Genomic DNA, 21,497 nt, shown 5'->3' on the forward strand with positions numbered 1-21,497 from the left:
CGTTCTTTGCGGTTAAATTATTTTTTCACAGAAAACTGATAATAAGAAACCGTATGGTATTTCTCTCCCGGTTTTAAAACAATCGGAGCGAATTTAGGCTGGTTTATGGCATCTGGAAAATGCTGTGTTTCTAAAGCAAATGCTGTTCTAAAATCGTCTTTTGCTCCTGATTTAAAGGTGTTTTTAGACTGCATGAAATTACCGCTGTAAAACTGTAATCCCGGTTCTTGAGTATAAATATCCAATGTGATTCCCGATTTATCTCCTGAAATTGTTGCCGCATGATTTAGTCCATTTTTCTTGGTTCCGTTTAGGGCGTAATTGTGATCGTAACCTTTTCCGAATGTTAACTGTTCGTCTTTGGTTTCAATTCTTTCACCAATAGTATGTTTTGAAGTAAAATCAAATACGGTATTTTTTACCGGTTTTAATTCACCGCTCGGAATTAAACCTTCGTCAACTGGCGTAAATTCATTGGCATAAATTTGTAATTCGTGGTTTAAGATTGTCCCGCTTCCTTCTCCGTTTAAGTTAAAAAAGGCGTGATTGGTTAAATTGACAATCGTAGTTTTATCAGTAGTCGCTTCGTATTCCATTTTAACCGAATTATCATCAGTAAGCGTATACGTTACTTTTACCGATAAATTCCCCGGAAAACCTTGTTCGCCGTCTGGTGAAACATACGTGAATACCAATGTTTTTTCATCGGTTTTTTCAGCATTCCAAACTACATCCTGAAAACCTTTTATGCCGCCATGCAAAGCATTTTTTCCATTATTCAGCGGAACCTGATATTGTTTTCCTTCTAAAGTAAATTCCCCTTTTCCAATTCGGTTTCCAACTCTTCCAATTGTAGCTCCAAAATACGGTTCAGTAGAAGTTTTAAAGCCTTTTGCGCTGTTCATTCCTACTACCACATCGGTTTGTTTTCCGTTTTTATCCGCAACCCAAAGTCCGATTAATCTTCCTCCGTAATTGGTAAAAGCGGCTTTTATGTCTTTGTTTTCAATCCAGTACAAACTCACTTTTTTACCATCGATTATAGTATCAAAATTTTTAGTTTCTAAAACTGTTTTTACCGAATCTGAAACCTTTTCAGTGCTTTCTTTTGAAACGGTATCTTCTTTTTTAGCGTCTTTGCAATTGAACTGAAAAAGAGCCAGCATTACAACCGCAGCGATTTGAATATTTTTCATTTTTACGAATATTAAAAGTTGCTATTATTTCGACGGAATTGCCAATTTAATTCCTTCACTTACCGGTTCACCTAAAACTGGAAATCCGTTGGCATCCCATTCTATTTTCTGCATTCTTGGTGATCTTTTGTTACCGCATCCTTCTCCCGGATTAGAATTGGCATGGTACAAGATCCAGTCTTCTTTTCCATCAGGAGATTTAAAAAATGAATTGTGTCCTGGAGCATAGACTTTATTTTTATCAGATTGTTTAAAAATGGGTTTTGAAGATTTTTTCCAAGCCGAAGCTTCTAATAAATTATCTCCGCCGTTAAATGTCAACAATCCTAAAGAATAGAAATCTGTCCAGCATCCGCTTGCCGAAAACACGATGAAAACTTTTCCGTTTTTTTCTAAAAACTGAGGCCCTTCATTTACATTTACCTGTGGTGGATTTACATCATCATGCAAGGCACCGTGTGTTTCCCAATCGTTTGTGGGTGAAGAAATCATAACACGATCTCCTTCAATTTCCAGCGGATTTTTCATTTTGGCGATGTAGATATTCTGCTGTCCGTTAGTGTCGCCTTCCCAGCCGGCCCAAATCATGTACAATTGTTTTTTGTGTTCAAATACATTTCCGTCAATTGCCCATTTATCGGTTTTGGCAGCGATTTTTCCTTTGAATTCAAAATTGCCCTTAAACGGATCTGATGATTTATTTTCTAAAACATACATTCGGTGATTGTTGTTATCGCCGTTATCAGCTGCAAAATAGCAATACCATTTTCCATTGATGAGATGAAATTCCGGCGCCCAGATTTCTGCTGAATAATCCGTTCCTTTTGGCGGTGTCCAAATAACTTTACTTTCTGCATTTTTAATGTCCGAAAGGTCTTTTGTTTTCCATAAAGTCAATTTATTCCCCAGTGTATTGGTGTAATAGTAATAGCCTTTATAATAGGTACTATAAGGATCTGCTCCTGACGACAGGATGGGATTGGTGAAGGTTTTCTGCTGTGCAAAACTTATTGTGGTAAGCAGCAAAAGGATTAGGTATTTTTTCATTTTATTGTTTTTGGCTTAATTTTTTTTAACACATAGAAGCATAGTTTTTCTTTGTCTGTTTCACTTGTTTTAACTCACATAGCTTCGTGTAAATCTTTGTGAACCCAAAGTTGAAACTTTGGGCTATGTTTGCTTTGTTTGTGTACAAACATCTTTGCTAAGCTTTGTCAAATTTTGAAACTTTAACAAAGCTTAGCATGCGTTTTTTTTAACATCCCGCTATGTGTGGAAACTAGTTCTTCTTAAAACTTTTTTCATCACTTAGAAAAAACCTATGTTTCTATGTGTTTAAAAATTATTTATTTAGTGCATTAATAACCTCAGTATTAATTTTGTTTACAGCTTTGAAATCCATTTTGTCTACTTTTCTATCGTAGGTCATGAAACCGTTTACTTCGCCTTCAACATCGGTTGTTTGGGTGTAAACTGCTGCTGAGAAACCTGTTTTGACGTAGTTCTTAAGGATTTGAGCATATTTAGTATATTCTGCAGTAACTTCTGCCTGATTTTTAAATTTGACATAACCCCAATTGTCATTTGCTCTCCATAAATGCCCTTCTAAAGGAAGACCGATTCCGCCGTATTCGCCTAAAACGGTAACTCTTCTGGCATCATACAAATACATTTCTGGTCCTGGATAATTATGTAAATCTAAAATATCTCCAGTTTGGAAATGATTCCCTCCGCTTGAAGAATTCGTTAGTCTGCTTGGATCGTGATTTTTGGTCCATTCTGTAATTTCTACGGTTTTGAATTGTCCCCAAGCTTCATTAAACGGAACCCAAACCACAATACTTGGATAGGAATACAAATGATCCATGATTTCTCTCCATTCTTTTCTATAGATTTCTTCTGATTTTGGCGAACGTTGTAATTCTGTTCCATCGAAGTATTTTTTGTTCTGCCAGATCGGCTGATCGTCTCCACTTGGCATGTCCTGCCAAACCAAAATCCCTAACTGGTCGCAATGCGTGTACCAGCGTTCCGGTTCTACTTTTACGTGTTTACGAATCATATTAAACCCTAATTCTTTTGTTTTGATGATATCGTATTTTAAAGCTTCGTCAGTTGGTGCCGTATATAATCCGTCTGGCCACCAGCCTTGATCTAAAGGCCCGAATTGGAAATAGTCTTTGTTATTCAACTGCATTCTCATGATGCCGTTTTCGTCTCTTTTGGATGAGATTTTACGCATGGCGAAATAACTTTTCACCTCATCAACTATTTTATTTTTACTGATTAATCGAACTTTTGTCTGGTACAAAAATGGATTTTCGGGGCTCCATAATTTTGGTGTATTTAAAACAATATCATTGCTTTCGCCAACAACTGCTTTTTCTTTGGCAATTTCATTTCCATTATCAAAAACTGAAATTTCTACTACATCTCCTTTTTCTGCTCCAGGCACATCTGCTTTTATGCTGATCGTATTTTGGTCGATATTGGGTGTGGTGTATAATGAAGCAATACTTTTAGCATTAACCGGTTCAATCCAAACCGTCTGCCAGATTCCGGTAACTGGTGTGTACCAGATTCCTTCTGGATTTTTAACTTGTTTTCCTCTTGGCTGAGGCCCGTCGTTTGAAGGATCCCAAACTTTTACAACCAGTTTCTGATTACTTCCTTTTTTGATAAAAGGTGTAATATCAAATGAAAATGGTGTATAACCGCCAGTATGTGAACCAACTTTTATATCGTTAATAAAAACTTCTGTTTTCCAGTCAACTGCACCAAAATGTAAGAGGATATTTTTACCGTTCCAGCCAGATTCTATTGAGAAATTGGTTTCGTACCAAAGTTCGTTTTTAGAACCTACTTCTTTCATAACACCAGACAAACTGGCTTCTGCTGCAAACGGAACCAGAATCTGCCCATCGTATTTGGAAGGTGCTGTTTTTCCAAACTCTTGAATGGCATAATTCCACAATCCATTTAGGTTTTTCCATTGGCTTCGCTCCATAATCGGACGGGGATATTCAGGTAACGGTTTCTTCGCATCGACCTGTTCTGCCCATTTTGTTTTGATTTTATCTCCCTGCGGTTTCCATTGTGCATGAACCATACAGCTTAAAAAAAGTGCCGCTAAAACTGTAGTTTTTTTAATCATCTTTATTGTTTTTGTGCAGTAATTTTAATCTCACTGCCATTTCTTTTTGTTACTCATAAAACAAATTACCAGGCAATATCCACAGTGCCTGGTAATTTTCAAACACTAACATTAACTAACCATATTTTTAGTTATGAGTTATGAATTAGAAGTTATGAGCTGGGTTATTAATTATTTTATTTCCGATTAAATAATCTTTGTTTTATTAACTCAAAAAACGTACGACCTCAACTCATAACTCATACCTCATACTTTATAACTTTTTTGTAATACCGAATTTCTTTACCAGATTATCGTATTCTTTTTTAGAAATTGTAATCATACAGCCGTGGCGTACTTTTTCTGGAAAACTGTATTTGTCCCAATCGGAGAAAAAGGTGTAGCCTGAGGCTTGAAACCAAGGTCCGTTTAGATTATCTGCAATCGATAATCCGTATGAAACTCCTGGATATTGTTCGTAATACATGTACCATATTTTATCATCTGGAGAAGGAATCAACATTGGCGCTTCTCTAAAGTTTGGACTGATAGATTGCTGGGGCAAAGAATAAGGTCCTAAAAGGGATTTTGATTTGGCAATTCGGATGGTTTTTCCAGTTGTCCAATACAAAGTTGGATACGTTTCGTCTTTAATTACAGCGTAGTAAGAATCGCCGACTTTACGGATAAATACATCAATCGTTCCCATATCCCAATCGAATAAACGGTTTGGTGGTCCTTCAAATGTTTTTAAATCTTTAGATAAAACATATAACGTTCGCTGACTTGCCCAATAACGTTCTCCGTCTTCTTTTGTTCCTTCTAAATGTGGTGTATGCCACGTCATGATAAACTTTTGAGAAGGTTCATCATAATATAATTTTGGTGCTCCAATTCGCTGTAAAGCGTTTGAATAATCGGGTGTACTTTTTAAATCGGGTGTATAATCGGAATGTTTTTTCCAAGTAATTAAATCGTCTGAAACCCAGATATTGATACTTTTTGCATCATCGCTTGTATTTCCTGCGATGTAATATTTTCCGTCTGGTCCTTTGCAGATATCCGGATGTCCTTTGTATTCTTCAAAAACGCGTTTTCCGCTGTTGAGGTTTTCCCAATGAAGACCATCTAAACTAACCGAATAATACAATCGGCCGTAATCATTGTGCGTCATGTGCGCAAAAAGATAGGCTTCATTTTTTGGTTTTCCATTTCCTTTTACTTGTCCCGGCGGATCTGGTTGTTGTGCTTTCGCAGAAAATCCGATCACGATTGCTGTTATTAAAAGGAGTTTTTTTATGGTGTTTTTTTTCATGTTGCTTGGTATTAAAATGTTGCCACTAATTCCACTAATTTTCACTACTTTTTTATTTGCCACAGATTAAAGGATTAAAAAGTTTTTTTTTCTGCTGCAACATAAAACATAGCCCAAGGTTTTAACCTTGGGTACGCAATGAATTTCCGCACGCCGTTTTCCCAAGGTTGAAACCTTGGGCTATGTTTGAAAAAAATCATTTTAATCTATGAATCCCGATAGCTATCGAATGTGGCAAAATAATTTTCTAATTATCAAATTGACACATTCTCTAATTAACTTTTATTTGCCTCAGCTGTCATTTTTTTAATGAAATCAGTTTCAGCTTTGATGTATGGCGTTCCGTCTGTATGAAGTACTTCGTGGAACCATACTTTTGGTTCTGCTGTATAGGTTTTAGTCCAGCTGTCCCAAGCATATTTGGTTTGTGTTTTTCCGTCTACAAATCCCCAATTGATCATACCTACATTGTATTTTCTGGCAATTGGTAAAAATCCTTCGAAAGTACTTCCGTTTGGTCTTGCCATGTATTCTGTACACAACAATGGTTTTCCGTAACGCTGTAATTGTTTGATTACTTTTTCGAAATCAGCTGGTGTGTTGTAATTGTGGAAGGAAACAATATCTGATTGTTCGATCTGCATTTTGTGCATTGGTGCCATTTTAGCTTCGTCGCTCCAATCGCCAACCCAAACTCCAGAAGTTAATGGCTGCGATGGATTGCTTTCTCTTGCCCATCCAAAAGCATCTTTTAAAAGAGGTAAAACCAAATCAACTTTGTTTTTAATTTCTACTTTTTCGTAAGATGGCCCCGTCATGTTGTCTGGTTCGTTCCAAACATCCCATCCTAAAATACGGTTATCGTCTTTGAATTTTGCTACGGTTTCTTTTACATATTTTTCTAAACGAGGATATTGTGTTTTATCCTGAAGCACTTTTTGCCCTGGGCTTTGAACCCATCCTGAATTGTGTGTATGCGGTTTGGGAGCGCGTTGTTTTCCTAAAGCAGGAAACGGATCCCAGCAAGAATCAAATAAAACAAAAAGTATTTTAATGTGGTGTTTATCAGCAATTCCTAAAAAAGTATCCATGCGTTTGTAAAGTCCCTCTGCATCTTGCTGGTGCAATAAATCGTGCAAATACACACGCATAACATTCATCCCAAGACCTTCTGCCCAGCCCAATTCCTGATCGATTCTTTTTGGGTCAAAAGTATCTTCCTGCCACATCTCTAATTGATTTATAGCTGTGCTAGGAGAATAATTCGCGCCTACTAACCAAGGTTGTGCTGCATACCATTTATTGGCCTGATCTTTTGTCCAGATTTCTCTTTTTTCTACTGAAGCGGTTTCACTTTTCTTGTCTTCGGGATTACTTTTTTTGTTGTTGCAGCTAAGCAATACCAGCCCTGCTAACATAAATGTCAGACACAATTTTACCTTTCTCATTATAAATGTTGTTTATATTACGAACAATTGTTCTTTATGATAAGGGAATCAGATTGATCGTCTGATTCCCTAAAAAATTAATTTTAATATCCAGAGTTTTGATCCAGATTTGGATTATTGTCTACGTCAACTTGTGGAATTGGCATTCTGTGATTTTTCCCTACTGTAAAGTTTTTAAAGTCAGGATCACGAAGTGCAATTTTATCAACAGAAGCTTGAGAGTTTAAATCTCCCCAACGTTTTAAATCTTCCCAACGAACACTTTCGCCACATAATTCTAAAACTCTTTCCATTTTTAAACGTTCTAAGAATTTATCGTGATCGGTTCCAATTTCTGGATGAGCAGTTGCTAATGTGTTCATATTCACACGAGCTCTTACCATATCAACATATTGGTAAGCATCTGATGTTTTTCCTAATTCGTTTAAAACTTCGGCGTAACGCAATAAAATATCAGCATAACGAACTAATCTGTAGTTTACCTGGCTGTAGTAATCTTCATTATTTCTGTAATAATCACGGCTTCCTTTTCTAAACCATGCTTCGTTGTTATTCCATTCCCAGTTTCTATCGTATGTTTTATCGCCAAAATCAGCCAATAAATCAGGATAGTACAAAGTCCATCTTAAACGAGTATCTAGGTTACCATCTTTGTTTTTCTCTTCTTTGAAAGCATTTACTAACCAAAAACGAGCTTGTCCGTCTGACCATCCAATTCCTCTTGGTGCAAAAAACTGACAACGGTTACTGGAAACTGCTGCATTTTGATCTTCTCCAGTTCCTCCTTTTCTTTGATCTCCAAATTGGATTTCAAAAACTGATTCGCTGTTGTTTTCATTTACATCTGTAAAATTGTCTCTGTAATTAGACACTAAACTATATTTTGCTCCTGCTCCTGTAATTAAATACTCCAGAGCGCCTTTTGCTTCTGTCCATTTGTGCTGCTGCATATATACTTTTGCCAGAAAAGCTTTTGCGGCACCTTTATCAGGTCTTCCTAATTGGTCAGCTGACCAGCTGCCTGGTAAATCTTCATACGATTCATTTAAGTCTTTCTCGATTTGAGCCCAGATTTCAGTTACTTTTTTCTGCTGAGGTAAATCTGCTGGAGTAGACGGATCTAAAACCAGTGGAATATCTTCCCAGATTACTGCTGCATAATAGTAATGTAAGGCTCTGAAAAACTTTGCTTGAGCAATGATTTTCTTTTTATCATCTTCATTTTGAAAAGTGATATTTGGCACATTTGCTAAAACCTGATTACATCTAAAAATCGCTTTGTAAGTATCTCTCCACGTTACTGCGTTTCCTTCCCAGAAATTATAATTGATGTAATTGAATCTTGTCCAGTCTGCTAATTCTGTCCACGGACTTACGCTATATCCTTCATCAGAAGTTAGGTCTAAACGAAAATACATCCATCTTGCCCACAAACCATCTTTGTAAAACATGGCGTAAATTGAATTAACACCAGATTGTGCATCACTTTCTGTTTTCCAATACTGGTCTGTTGTGATATCATTTGGGCTGTTTAGGTCTAATTCATTTTCACAAGCTGTAAAAACAAGACCTAAAAAAGCTGCGGTTATTATTATTATTTTTTTCATTATGCTGTTTTTTAAAATTAAAAGCTAAAGTCAACACCAAAAGAATACGTCTTAAGATTTGGGAAGGCACCATTATCAAAGCCTCTTTCAAAAATATTACTGTTTGTAAATTCAGGATCTAAACCTTTATATTTCGTGATCGTAATAATATTTTGTGCTGAAAGACTTAATCTTACTCTCGAAATACCTGAGTTTTTCAACACCGTTTCTGGTAAGTTATATCCAAATCCAATGTATTTAAGTCTAATGAAATCTCCATTTTCTAAGAAACGGTCGCTGTCTCCTCTTGAATTTAAAGTAGAACCTTTTGTAACTCTAGGAAAATCAGTATTTGGATTTTCTGGTGTCCAAGGCTGAATACCTCTTCTGTAGTTACTGTTGTCATCAAAACGATCCACAACACTTCTAAATCCGTTATAAACAGTAGCTCCATGAGAAGCAATCCAGTTCATAGAAAAATCAAAACCTTTGTATTCTGCTCCTGCGTTGAATCCCATTTCAAATTCAGGCCAAGGACTTCCTACGATATCTTTATCAGCACTTGTAATCTGTCCGTCACCGTTAACATCTTTAAAACGAATATCACCCGGTACAGCATTTGGCATAATTACTTTTCCATCTGCATTTTTGTAGTTGTTGATTTCTTGCTGGTTTTGGAACAATCCATCAGTTTGCAACACATACCACATTCCTACTGGCATTCCTGCTCTAGTAATGGTATTTCCTGAAATATTTTCATTTTGTCCGTTACCTAATGAAACGAGTTTGTTGTTAATTTTTGTAAAGTTTACAGAAGCATTAAATGAGAAATCATTGATTTTTTTGCTGTAGGCTAATTCAATTTCAAAACCTTTATTTTCAACCGTTGCCGCATTCGAAATTGGATTTCCTCCATCGTTTCCAGTCGTTAATAAAATTGGAAAACCAAATAATACATCTTCTGTACGAGCGATAAAATAATCGGCTGTAAGACGAAGATCATTATTTAAAACACCAAGATCTAAACCAAAGTTGGTTTGTTTCAATTTCTCCCAACGCAATTGCTCATTTGATAATTTTACCTGAGCTGCAGAAGGATATAATGTTTGGTCTTTACCTAACACAATTTGTCCGAAATTGTTAACGAAGCTTTTGTATTCGTAATTTCCAATATTACCAGAACCTAATTCACCATAACTAGCTCTTAATTTTAAATCTTTAATAAACTGAGATTTAAAGAAAGATTCGTTGCTTACTCTCCATCCTGCAGAAAGAGAAGGGAAATTCCCCCATTTGTTTGCATCACTGAATCTTGATGAACCATCGCGTCTTAAAACAGCATTAAACAAATAACGGTTATCATAATTGTATTCTATTCTTCCTAAATAAGAAGCAAGTGCCGCTTCGTTAATATAACCTCCAACAACCGGCGAATTTCCTTGGTTTAAAACCTCATAATATTGTCCTGTTCCTGAATTGATTGGAAGATTTCTCTTTTCTCCGTAAATAATGTCATATTTATCTTTTTGGAAAGTCTGACCTACTAAAACCGTAACATCATGTTTTCCAAATTCTTTTTTGAAAGTCAATGTATTTTCAAATAACATTGTTTCAGATCTTGCTTTGTTTTGATTGGTAATAGATGGATCTATAGGCTGGTTTAATGTCCAGTTACCCACTTTTCTCATGTATTTATACGAATCAAAACTAGTTTCATATCCAAAGTTGAAACGGTATTTTAACCATGGAGCAAATTTTAATTCAGACCAGATATTTCCTCTAATTCTGAAATTTTGATTGATTGTATTTGAAAAATCAGCAAGTGCCAGAGGATTGGTACCAAATGTATCGGCAACACCTTGTTTTCCGTAACCATATCCACCTGGATTAGACGGATCGTAAAGCGGAATGGTTGGTGTCATTCTGTACACATCAATAATTGGCGCTCCAGACATTTCATCTGTTTTTGCATTACTAATTGCTAAGTTTTCTCCAATGCTGAAAATTCCTTTTGTACCGCTTGAATTTACACGAAATGAGATTCTGTCGAAATCGGTTCCTACCACGGTTCCTTCATTTCCAAAATAATTTCCAGACATGAAAAAGGATGAATTTTCACTTCCTCCAGAAAAACTCGCATTATAATCCTGCATCATTCCAGTTTTAAAAACCGCATCCTGCCAGTCTGTATCGACAGCCATATTTAGATTTTGTCTTGGAAGTCCTGCATTATCATACGCCATGTTGTTGTATTTTGCAAACTCTTCAGTTCCCATTAAATCGTAACGAGGCATAACTGTAAAACTGCTTTTTGCAGAAACTTCTATCTTAAGCGGTCCTTTTTTACCTTTTTTAGTCGTAATGATGATGACACCATTTGCAGCTCTGGAACCATAAATTGCCGCTGCAGAGGCATCTTTTAAAACCTGAATGCTTTCGATATCATTTGGGTTAAAATCTCTATTCCCACTAGTTACAATACCATCAATAACATATAATGGATTTGTGTTTTGAAGATTTTTAAGTCCGCGGATTTCAACACTCGCTTCTTGTCCAGGGCGTCCGCCACCTCGAACTTTAACTCCGGTAACCAAACCCTGAAGTCCGTCGGCCACTGTTGTAACCTGACGTTTTTGGATTTCTTCGGCTTTTACTAAAGAAACCGCACCTGTAAGGTCTTTTTTCTGTTGAGAACCGTAACCTACTACCACTATCTCGTCTAGTTTCATAGCGTCTTCGGCCAATACGGCATCTACAGTTGTTTTATTGTTAATCGCAACTTCTGTAGTCTTAAATCCTTGTGAGCTAAAAACCAGCGTTTGATTGGCTCCTGCTGTAATTTTATATCTTCCGTCAAAATCGGTAACGGCACCTGTTTTAGTGTCTTTAACAAGTACATTGGCAAACGGAATTGGTTCTCCTGTTGCAGAAGCCACTTTTCCCGTTATGGTTATTTGCTGTGCGTACGTTTGTTGTAGTAATAAACTAAAGAAAAACAAGAGGCAATATCTCTTCTTTAAAATTTGAGTGAACTTTGTTTTCATTGATTTTTCATTTTAGATAGTTTTCATTTTGTGGTTGGTTGGAAATTGGTTTAAATTTTAGTCATCTCTAATTCGGGCCGATAAGAATTTTAAAAAGCCCGCTAATAATAATTTCGTTCATTTTGATTCAAAATTGTTAATGATATACTTTTTCAAACTTTATTTTATTGATGCAATATTTTTTGAGCTTAAAAATTATCAATATGATTTATTTGAAATGTCAAAGTAGATGATTTAAATTCAAAATAAAATGCTTCATTTGTGTCAATTTCTATTTCAAATGATTCAAATTGTACAAAAAAGGTCAAATAAATAGCGGCTTGCAACATTTTGTTGAAAATTGACACGATTTGCAGAAGTCTCGATTTTATCCTAAAAAACACAGCTATGCGTAAATTCTTTCTTTTATTAGTTTTATTCATTTTTTCGCAAAATTTTATTCATGCGCAGGAATATTATTTTAAACATTTTCAGGTGGAAGAAGGTCTTTCTAACAACACCGTTTTGACTTCTTTACAAGACGAAGATGGTTTTATGTGGTTTGGAACCAAAGACGGTTTAAACCGATTCGACGGTTATCGTTTTAAAACCTACCGAAGCAATCTCGATCCTATTCATAGTTTAGGAAGTAATTATATTCAGTCACTGCACGAATATAAAGGCATCATTTGGGTGGGAACCGATAAAGGTTTGTATCAATACAATAAAAAAAATGATCAGTTTACGGTTTTAAATGAAGCCATAAATGATCGTATTAACGACATTAATCATGATAGACACGGAAATATCTGGTTTGTATCAGGAAATATTCTTTATAAATATTCGACCATTAAAAAGGAAACCAAGACTTTTAACCCCAACAAATATTTTATTGCCACTTCGATTTCACGCGATGCTAATGGTGAAATCTGGGCTTCTTCTTTAAATAAAATATACCGTTATTCTGAAGAAAGTCTTTCGTTTGAAAATATTCCGATTACACCTCCAGCCAATTCTTCCAATTTTAGAATTACCACAATTTATGCTTTGGACAAAAATAATATCGTGATTGGAACACAAGACGATGGCGTTTTGATTTATAACATTCAAAAGAAAACCACTTCGAATCTCGAATTTTCATCAAAAAAACCAGTTTATGTGCGTCAGTTCAAAAAGAAAGACAATTGCGAACTTTGGATTGCCAGCGAATCTGGAATTTATGTTTGTAACCTGATTACCAAAACGACGGTAAATCTTAGAAAAAATTACAACGATCCGTATGCGATTTCAGATAATGCGGCTTATTGCATTACTATTGATAAAGAAAACGGAATCTGGGTAGGAACTTATTTTGGCGGTATTAATTACCATCAAAAACAATATACACAGTTTAAAAAATATTTTCCGCAGAAAGGCCAGAATTCCATCAGCGGAAGCGCCGTAAGAGAAATTCACAAAGACGATTATGGCGATTTATGGATTGGTACCGAAGATGCCGGTTTAAACCGATTCAACCCAAAAACGCAGACTTTTACTTCGTATCTCCCAAACGGAAGTCCAAACAGCGTTTCATACTATAATATTCATGCTTTGATGCCCAGAAAAGACAAAATCTGGATTGGAACTTTTGAACATGGCATGGATGTTTTAGACCGAAATTCAGGAAATGTCATTAAACATTACAGCGCCAATAATCCAGCAACCGGACTGCACAGCAATTTTATTTTTTCTTTTTATGAAACTAAAAAAGACGAATTAATTGTCATAACCACAATGGGATTGTATCGCTACAACGAACAGAAAGATACGTTTGATATTTTGAAAACTTTCCCAGAAACCACTCATTATACAACCTATAAAGAAGACAGCGACGGAAATCTCTGGGCAGGAAGTTATCGCGATGGTTTGTTTTATTACAATCCGAAATCAGGAAAAAGAGAAGTTTTTATTTATGATTATAAAAACGCAAAAGGAATCAGCAACAATTCGATTAATTATATTTTTGAAGACAGTTCGAAAAATCTTTGGTTTGCCACCGAAAACGGACTGAATTTATTTGATAAAAAAACAAGAACGTTTAAAAAATTCACCACCAAAAACGGACTTCCTAGCAATGTGGTCTATTCGATTTTAGAAGATAACAATAAGAATTTATGGCTTACGACTTCAAAAGGTCTTGTACAGTTTAGTCTGAATCATAAAGGTGTAAAAATCTACACAACGGCAAATGGTTTATTGAGCGATCAGTTTAATTATGCATCGGCTTTTAAAGATACAAACGGCGATATGTATTTTGGAAATCTGAACGGAATGATCAGTTTCAATCCGAAGAATTTCACCAAAAACAAATACACGCCTTCGATTTTTATTACCAATCTTCAGATTAATAATAAAGATATTGATGTTAATGAAACCGATTCTCCGCTTACAAATTCGATTTCGCATATTGACGAATTGGAACTCGATAACAATCAAGCATCATTTAATCTTGAATTTGCTTCTTTAAATTACACTGCTCCAGAACTAACCGAATATTGGTATCAACTCGAAAATGTAAACAACGACTGGGTTTATCTCGAAAGAAACAACAAAGTCTTTTTTACCGAATTAGCGCCTGGCGATTATGTTTTTAAAGTAAAATCGCTGAATAGTTTTGGCGTTTGGAGTAAAGAAGTGAAACTTAAAATCAGAATTCTGCCTCCGTTCTGGGCGAGTAATTATGCGTATTTTTTCTATTTTCTGCTCATTTGCGGTTCATTATATTACGTTATTCGTTATTCTAATAATCTGACTGAAATTAAAAACAACCGTAAAATCAAACATCTAAACGACGAAAAAGAAAAAGAAATCTATCAGGCCAAAATTGACTTTTTCACCAATGTAGCGCACGAAATTAGAACACCGCTTACTTTGATAAAAGGTCCTTTGGAAAAACTTCTAGTAATGGAACATCAATCCGTTGAAGTGCCGCAGAATCTTTCGATCATGAAGAAAAATACTTCGCGATTGCTAAAACTGGTAAACGAATTATTGGATTTCCGTAAATCCGAAATCGGCGGCTTGAAACTTACTTTCGTAGAAGCCAATATTTCGTCGATGGTTCGGAATTTACATTTGCGTTTCAGCCAATTAATTGAAGAGCGCGGCATTGAGTTTGAACTCGAACTGGGCGACAAAGATATTTTTGCTTTTGTGGATAAAGAAGCGTTCAAAAAAATTCTGAGCAATTTGATGAACAACGCCATTAAATATTCAAAAGATAAAGTTTCGATCACGCTTTTTAGAGATGAAAAGAAACTGACTTTAACCGTAAAAAATGATGGGAATTTGATTCCGTTTCAATTAAAAGATAAAATTTTCGAACCGTTTTTCAGAGTTGATAATTCAGATACCTCTTCGGGAACGGGAATTGGGCTTTCTCTGGCACATTCTCTGGCACAACTGCACAACGGAAACCTGCAATTGGTTCCAGATGTACAACTGAATATTTTTGAACTCATAGTACCGCTTCGTCAGGAAGAAGAATTTATGTTTTATAACGAACCTGAAACCGAAGAAATCGAAACCGAAACTGTTGTTGAGGTTGAAAACAAATACGAAAAAACGCAAATTCTGGTCGTAGAAGACAATGAAGATTTACTGCATTTTATTACAACCGAACTTTCTTCGCATTACACTATTTTCAAAGCTGATAATGGCGAAAATGCATTGAAAATCATTCATAACGAAAACATTCAGCTCGTTATCAGCGATGTTTCGATGCCGGTTATGGATGGAATCACGTTGTGTAAAGAAATCAAAACGAATCTAGAAACGAGTCATATTCCCGTGATTTTGCTTACTGCGAAAAACTCACTGAAATCACAAATTGATGGTTTGGAAGTGGGTGCCGATGCCTATATCGCCAAACCTTTCTCAATGGATTATTTAAAAGTTCAAGCGCATAATTTGATCGAAAACCGAAAACAGATTATGAATTATTATGCAAGTTCTCCGCTTTCGCACATTAAAAGCATTGCGCACAATAAAACCGACGAAAAGTTTTTGAAAAAACTCGATGAAGAAATCCTAAAAAACATAACCGATCCCGATTTGAGCGTAGAATCTTTAGCCGAAATCATGAATATGAGCCGTTCAACTCTGTACCGAAAAATTAAAGACATTTCGAATCTAAGTCCGAATGAGCTGATCAATATTGTGCGTTTAAAACGCGCTGCCGAACTGCTTTTAACCGAAAATTACAAAATGTACGAAATCGCCGAAATGGTAGGTTACAAATCGCAAACCAGTTTCGGACGTAATTTCCAGAAGCATTTTACAATGTCGCCTTCGGATTATATTGCTATGAATAGGTAGTTTTTAGTTTGCAGTCGCAGTTTGGAGTTCAGTGTAATTGTGGAATATTTGTTATGGACATTCGTTGTTTAGACGCACTGCTGTGCGTCTCTACGAAATAAAATGAGGCAAAACAACAATAATACACAAGATCATCTGTAGAGACGCACAGCAGTGCGTCTTACGCTTGAGATACAAAATGAAATGTATTAAGTAAGAAAAAATCACTATTTTTAAACTAACCTTCATTTTTGTACTATGACCGATAAATCACAACTTTTAAGTTCCATTTTCAAACATCTAGATGGTTTAGTTACTGCTCCAGTGGCAATAGCACTCCAAAACAAAGCTGTTTTAAAATTTATTTTAAAGCAGAAACAGATAAAATTATCTGAACTTACAGCGATTTTTAATTCCAATGAAGGCTATCTAAATATTGGTTTAAGAATTTTGGCTTCACAGGGATTTCTGGAATATGAAGTTGATAATAAAACTCAGGAAATTACGATTTCGGTAAATGAAAAAACGGAAATTGCTTTTTCACTTTTTCCTTTATATGAAGATGTTGTGGCGCTGCTTCAATTGTCAATTCATTTTCATCCGCGTTTGTTTGAAGACACACCGTTTGAAAAACTCAATGTTATTTTCGAAAAATATAAAACAAAATACGGAATTAAACCTTCTGCCGATCCTTTAACAAACAGCATACAGGAACAGATTTTAAAACATATCGAAGGTTATTTAATTGGTCCCACAATCGTACGGCTGGCCATGAACGGAATGTTTCATAAATATTTTATGGAAACGTCTTTCAGACCCGAAGAGTTTCATAAATCACCAGAAAATTTTAAAAAGATATTAGACTTTTTTGTGCATTTGGGTTGGTTTCTCGAAAAAAACGGTAATTATCAATTTACAGAAGCAGGTTTATTTTTCGCCAAAAGAGCCAGCGCATACGGCGTTACAGTTTCTTATCTGCCCACATTCGCCAAAATCGAAGAACTCATTTTTGGCAATCCAGATGTTTTAAGAACTGCTGAAGGTGAAAACGAAATCCACGTCGATCGTGAAATGAATGTTTGGGGAAGCGGCGGTGCTCATGATACGTATTTTAAAGTGGTTGACGAAATTCTGATCAAACTTTTTAATCTTCCTATTGAAGAACAGCCCAAAGGAATTCTCGATATGGGCTGCGGAAATGGCGCTTTCCTGCAGCATATTTTTGAAGTCATCGACAGGCAGACTTTGAGAGGAAAAATGCTCGATGAATATCCGTTATTTTTAGTTGGTGCCGATTATAATCAAACGGCTTTAAAAGTAACGAGAGCCAATCTTATAAAAGCTGATATTTGGGCAAAAGTAATCTGGGGTGATATTGGCCGTCCTGATTTACTGGCAAATGATCTCAAGGAAAATTATAATATCGATTTAAAAGACCTTTTGAACGTAAGAACTTTTCTAGATCATAACAGAATCTGGCAGGAACCTAAACAGATCCATGAAAACAGAGTCAGCACTTCGACAGGTGCATTTGCTTACAGAGGAAAGAGAATCAGTAACAATTTGGTTGAGGACAATCTTTTGGAACATTTACAAAAATGGTCGCCATATGTGCATAAATTTGGTCTGCTTTTGATTGAACTTCATACCATAAATCCAAAACTGACTGCCAATAATTTAGGCCGAACTCCCGCAACAGCTTATGATGCTACTCACGGATTTTCTGACCAATATATTGTTGAAATCGACGTTTTTAATGCAATTGCAGCAGAAGCAGGTTTGTTTCCAGATCAATCAATTTTTAAGCGATTCCCAGATGCTGATACGGCTACAGTGAGTATAAATTTATTGAAAGGAAAATGAGTTTTTTATTCTGTTAGTAAACATTCTCTTTCTGGATTTAAATAATCGAGTTGTTTGTCTTCAAAAAGTTGTTCTAAGGCTTCACAACCTTCTTCGATTTTATAATCTCTTTCTTTTTCAGTAATAGGAATCAGCCAATAACAGTGAAATATTTGCCCGTTGAAGCTCAATAATTCCATTTCCTCACCATCAAGGTAAGGCAGTGAAATAAAACAATGATCACACTTAGAATTACCCAGCCATGGTTTCCCAATATTCATGGTGTGGTGTATGTTTAATGGTCTTAAATTTCGGTGATATGATGCACAAACAGTGATTAACTCAACCAAAGAAGAATCCTGTTGAGGTGAAAATACAAATAGTTCTATTAAATTATCATCTTCTCTTTCTAGTGACATTCCAACTGAGCAATAAACCCAAAAATCGTGACGGTCATTCGGTTTAAACTCCAAAACAAAAAAGTCAGGATGCAATTTTTCTCTTGGTCCTTTTTCTAAAATTAATGGTTGCCCTGAAATACCAAAATAATTTTCATAATGATCTTTTAACTGCTCAACATACATTGTCGATTCTTGATTCTTCATTTATTATTTCTTAGTAATTTATTCTCCAGCTAATTGCTCAATCAACTGTAATCGTTTTACAATAGTGTTTTTCTCTAAAATAGTTCCCGGCGATAAAACAGCGTTCGCTCCTACTCTCGAATTATCTCCCAATAACGAACCAAATTTATCAGAATGCGTATTGATGATCTTGTCTTTGTAAATAACGGATATGTTTTTAATTTTTCGTTCGTTGTAATGATTGGCGCAGATCGAACCGGCTTCAAAATTAATATTTTGTCCAATTAAGCTATTTCCTATATAATTAAAATGTGCCACTGCCGAATTATCTGAAATAAATGACTGCTTAATTTCGGAACCTGGACCAATTTTTACTGATTTTCCCAACAGAATTGGTCCGCGTAAATAAGCATGTGCGCCAATGTAAACGTTTTCAGAAATAATAATTGTTCCTTTCAAAGTCACGCCTTGCTCGATAATAGCGCTTTTATGAATGGCAATATTTCCTTCAATTGTATAATCAGATGAGAGTTGTTTTATTTTCTGTAAAAGAATAGTATCGAGATCGTTAACAATATCCCAAGGTTCTGTATTCGAAACATAATCTGGAAAGTAAAAGTCAAAATTCTCTATAAAATCTATTGTTTTTATCATGGTCTTAAGCTTAAAAAATATCTAATAAATTATCTTATAAAAATAAAACTTTAAAAAATGGGAAATCTTGTATTATCTCAAAATAAATTAGTTGACAAAAGCAACTAATTTTATATATTTGCATTTATAATACAATATTTAAAAAACATGAGTACAACGACTTCAAAAATTAGAAGTTTCAATCGATTCTATACAGCACATTTAGACATTTTAAGCCAGCATTATTTAGATAGTGAATATTCGCTAACCGAGATACGAATCCTTTATGAAATCAGCGAAAGCAAACTTATAACAGCACAAAAAATCACTGAAATTTTAAATCTGGATAAAGGATATTTAAGCCGAATTTTAAAACGTTTTTTAAAGGAAAATCTAATTGTAAAAGTCGCTTCGGCAGAAGATAAACGTGCTTTTAATATTAAACTGACTGAAACAGGAAATGAGCTTCTTTCTATTTTAAATAAGAAATCTGAAAGTAAAATCGAAGGTAAAATCGAAAAACTAAATCCCTCTGAAAAAGAGATTTTAGTAAGTTCGATGTATACCGTAAGAAATCTGCTCACGGAAAGTAAAATAGCCCGAGAAGAGATTACTTACCGACATGAAATTACGCCCGGCGATATTGGTTATATTATTTATCTGCACGGCGCTATTTATCGCAAAGAATATAATTTCTCTACCGATTTTGAAAAATATGTCATCAAGACTTTTTATGATTTCTTAGGAAAATATTCTCCTGAAAATGACCGTATCTGGATGGCAGAATACAATAATAAAATTGTGGGTTGTGTTGCAATTGTACATCAGTCAAATGAAGAAGCTCAATTGAGATGGTTTCTTCTCGATCCTGCTTTTAGAGGACTTGGAATTGGCAAAAAACTGCTTTCTGATGCTATTGATTTTTGCAAAGAGAAGAAATTTAAAAACGTGTTTTTGCTTACCACAAATTTACAAGACAAAGCACTTCAAATGTATAAAATAATGGGATTTGAACTTACTCAATCTGAAGAAGTTCAAGAATGGGGAAAAACGTTTAACGAAGAACGTTACGATTTGAAATTAAATTAAAATATAAATCCTCCAAAATCAGTTTGAATTTGGAGGTTTGTATTTTTTTGAATCATTTCATTTACTCTAGAATTTTTTTATTGTTTATTGTTTTAAAGCATAAATATAACCAATTCCTTTTTCGCCATTTTCTAGCTGATATTCGGTTTGAATTCGAATATACCCATCACCTTCAAATTCATCGAGATAATCCCAACGTGCAGTCAAATCTTTCGAAAATAAAACATATGCGTTTATAATTTCGGCTTCGTCAGAATTTACAGGAGTAAAACCATGATACCCTAAAGAAGAGCCCCATCCCCCTTCCAGTAATTTGCCTTTTATTGTCGCTTTTTTCCATTCGCCTTTAATCGGATCCATAATCGAATGATTGGATTCACCCGGAGCGAGTGATCCATAAATGATTAAAGCTGGAATTGTTTTTATATTGTTCATCTAACTTATTTGTTTTTTTAAGCCTTTAATCCCATCCATTCAGAAATGAAACTTCGTGAGCTGAATATGTACTAAAGCTACGGAATTATTGGATTTTATCACAGTAAATTCAACAAGAAAGCGATATAAACAGGTTTACTAATCATACAAAAAGCCCTTTTATCGTAAAGGGCTTGAGTAATTGTATCGTTTATTTTAGCTTAAAGATTCATCTTTTTAGCATCTTCAACAAATTGTTTCAGACCAATATCGGTTAACGGATGTTTCAATAATCCTTTTATTGCAGAAAGCGGACCTGTCATAACATCTGATCCTATTTTAGCGCAATTGATAATATGCATTGTGTGTCTTACCGAAGCAGAAAGTATCTGGGTTTGATAATTGTAATTATCGTAGATTTCTCTAATTTCTGAAATTAAATGCATTCCGTCTGTCGAAACATCATCTAAACGACCTAAAAACGGAGAAACATAAGTCGCTCCTGCTTTGGCGGCAAGCAACGCCTGGCCTGCAGAAAACACTAAAGTTACATTGGTGCGAATTCCTTTTGAAGAAAAATATTTGCATGCTTTTACTCCATCGCCAATCATAGGCAATTTTACCACAATCTGAGGATGCAAAGCGGCCAATTCTTCTCCTTCTCTTACCATTCCTTCAAAATCGGTTGAGATTACCTCAGCCGATACATCACCGTCAACAATATTGCAGATAGCCAGATAATGATTTAAGATGTTTTGTTTTCCGGTAATTCCTTCTTTTGCCATTAAAGACGGATTGGTGGTTACGCCGTCTAAAACGCCCAAAGCCTGCGCTTCTTCAATATCCTGAAGATTAGCAGTATCAATAAAAAATTTCATGTTTTTTGGTTTTTGGTTAAA

14 protein-coding genes are annotated in these 21,497 nt (G+C 35.3%); 3 read left to right on the top strand and 11 right to left on the bottom strand.

The window, feature by feature from the left end; translation table 11 throughout:
* Positions 1 to 17: 17 nt before the first annotated feature.
* The 7 genes from P2W75_RS14280 to P2W75_RS14310 all read right to left on the bottom strand — a co-directional run bounded on the left by P2W75_RS14280 (position 18) and on the right by P2W75_RS14310 (position 11,722).
* Entirely contained in the window at positions 18 to 1,196 is a 1,179-nt protein-coding gene (locus tag P2W75_RS14280) for an aldose epimerase family protein (protein WP_276380971.1), read from the bottom strand.
* Between the two features lie 24 nt (positions 1,197 to 1,220).
* Positions 1,221 to 2,243, bottom strand: a complete 1,023-nt coding sequence (locus P2W75_RS14285) for a glycoside hydrolase family 43 protein (protein WP_276380972.1) — start codon at positions 2,241 to 2,243, stop codon at positions 1,221 to 1,223.
* Positions 2,244 to 2,538: 295 nt separating this feature from the next.
* Positions 2,539 to 4,350: a glycoside hydrolase family 2 protein gene (locus P2W75_RS14290; protein WP_276380973.1), complete on the bottom strand. Its 1,812-nt coding sequence runs from the start codon at positions 4,348 to 4,350 to the stop codon at positions 2,539 to 2,541.
* A gap of 253 nt (positions 4,351 to 4,603) precedes the next feature.
* A complete protein-coding gene (locus tag P2W75_RS14295; protein ID WP_207297436.1) occupies positions 4,604 to 5,644 on the bottom strand; it encodes a glycoside hydrolase family 43 protein in 1,041 nt (346 codons plus the stop codon).
* Positions 5,645 to 5,919: 275 nt separating this feature from the next.
* A complete protein-coding gene (locus tag P2W75_RS14300; RefSeq protein ID WP_276380974.1) occupies positions 5,920 to 7,092 on the bottom strand; it encodes a cellulase family glycosylhydrolase in 1,173 nt (390 codons plus the stop codon).
* An 83-nt stretch (positions 7,093 to 7,175) separates the two neighbouring features.
* Positions 7,176 to 8,699, bottom strand: a complete 1,524-nt coding sequence (locus P2W75_RS14305; RefSeq protein ID WP_276380975.1) for a RagB/SusD family nutrient uptake outer membrane protein — start codon at positions 8,697 to 8,699, stop codon at positions 7,176 to 7,178.
* Between the two features lie 17 nt (positions 8,700 to 8,716).
* Positions 8,717 to 11,722 (bottom strand): TonB-dependent receptor, encoded by a 3,006-nt coding sequence (locus P2W75_RS14310; RefSeq protein WP_276380976.1) that lies wholly within the window; start codon positions 11,720 to 11,722, stop codon positions 8,717 to 8,719.
* 387 nt (positions 11,723 to 12,109) lie between these two features.
* Between P2W75_RS14310 and P2W75_RS14315 the strand changes: the two genes are divergently transcribed.
* Both P2W75_RS14315 and P2W75_RS14320 read left to right on the top strand, forming a co-directional pair.
* A complete protein-coding gene (locus P2W75_RS14315; RefSeq protein ID WP_276380977.1) occupies positions 12,110 to 16,057 on the top strand; it encodes a hybrid sensor histidine kinase/response regulator transcription factor in 3,948 nt (1,315 codons plus the stop codon).
* Between the two features lie 237 nt (positions 16,058 to 16,294).
* Positions 16,295 to 17,899: a class I SAM-dependent methyltransferase gene (locus P2W75_RS14320; protein ID WP_276380978.1), complete on the top strand. Its 1,605-nt coding sequence runs from the start codon at positions 16,295 to 16,297 to the stop codon at positions 17,897 to 17,899.
* Between the two features lie 5 nt (positions 17,900 to 17,904).
* Here P2W75_RS14320 and P2W75_RS14325 read toward each other — a convergent pair whose 3' ends face one another.
* Complete coding sequence (locus P2W75_RS14325; RefSeq protein ID WP_276380979.1) at positions 17,905 to 18,483, bottom strand: suppressor of fused domain protein; 579 nt, start codon at positions 18,481 to 18,483, stop codon at positions 17,905 to 17,907.
* 18 nt (positions 18,484 to 18,501) lie between these two features.
* A complete protein-coding gene (locus P2W75_RS14330) occupies positions 18,502 to 19,116 on the bottom strand; it encodes a DapH/DapD/GlmU-related protein (protein ID WP_276380980.1) in 615 nt (204 codons plus the stop codon).
* 147 nt (positions 19,117 to 19,263) lie between these two features.
* Between P2W75_RS14330 and P2W75_RS14335 the strand changes: the two genes are divergently transcribed.
* Positions 19,264 to 20,184 (top strand): helix-turn-helix domain-containing GNAT family N-acetyltransferase, encoded by a 921-nt coding sequence (locus P2W75_RS14335; RefSeq protein WP_276380981.1) that lies wholly within the window; start codon positions 19,264 to 19,266, stop codon positions 20,182 to 20,184.
* Positions 20,185 to 20,268: 84 nt separating this feature from the next.
* On the opposite strand, the gene P2W75_RS14340 is transcribed toward P2W75_RS14335, so the two are convergent.
* Both P2W75_RS14340 and fsa read right to left on the bottom strand, forming a co-directional pair.
* Complete coding sequence (locus P2W75_RS14340; RefSeq protein WP_276380982.1) at positions 20,269 to 20,619, bottom strand: gamma-glutamylcyclotransferase family protein; 351 nt, start codon at positions 20,617 to 20,619, stop codon at positions 20,269 to 20,271.
* A gap of 200 nt (positions 20,620 to 20,819) precedes the next feature.
* Entirely contained in the window at positions 20,820 to 21,476 is a 657-nt protein-coding gene (gene fsa / locus P2W75_RS14345) for a fructose-6-phosphate aldolase (RefSeq protein WP_207297446.1), read from the bottom strand.
* Positions 21,477 to 21,497 lie beyond the last annotated feature (21 nt).

The sequence above is a fragment of the Flavobacterium sp. H4147 genome, from assembly GCF_029360735.1.
In the GTDB taxonomy this organism is placed as follows: domain Bacteria; phylum Bacteroidota; class Bacteroidia; order Flavobacteriales; family Flavobacteriaceae; genus Flavobacterium; species Flavobacterium endoglycinae.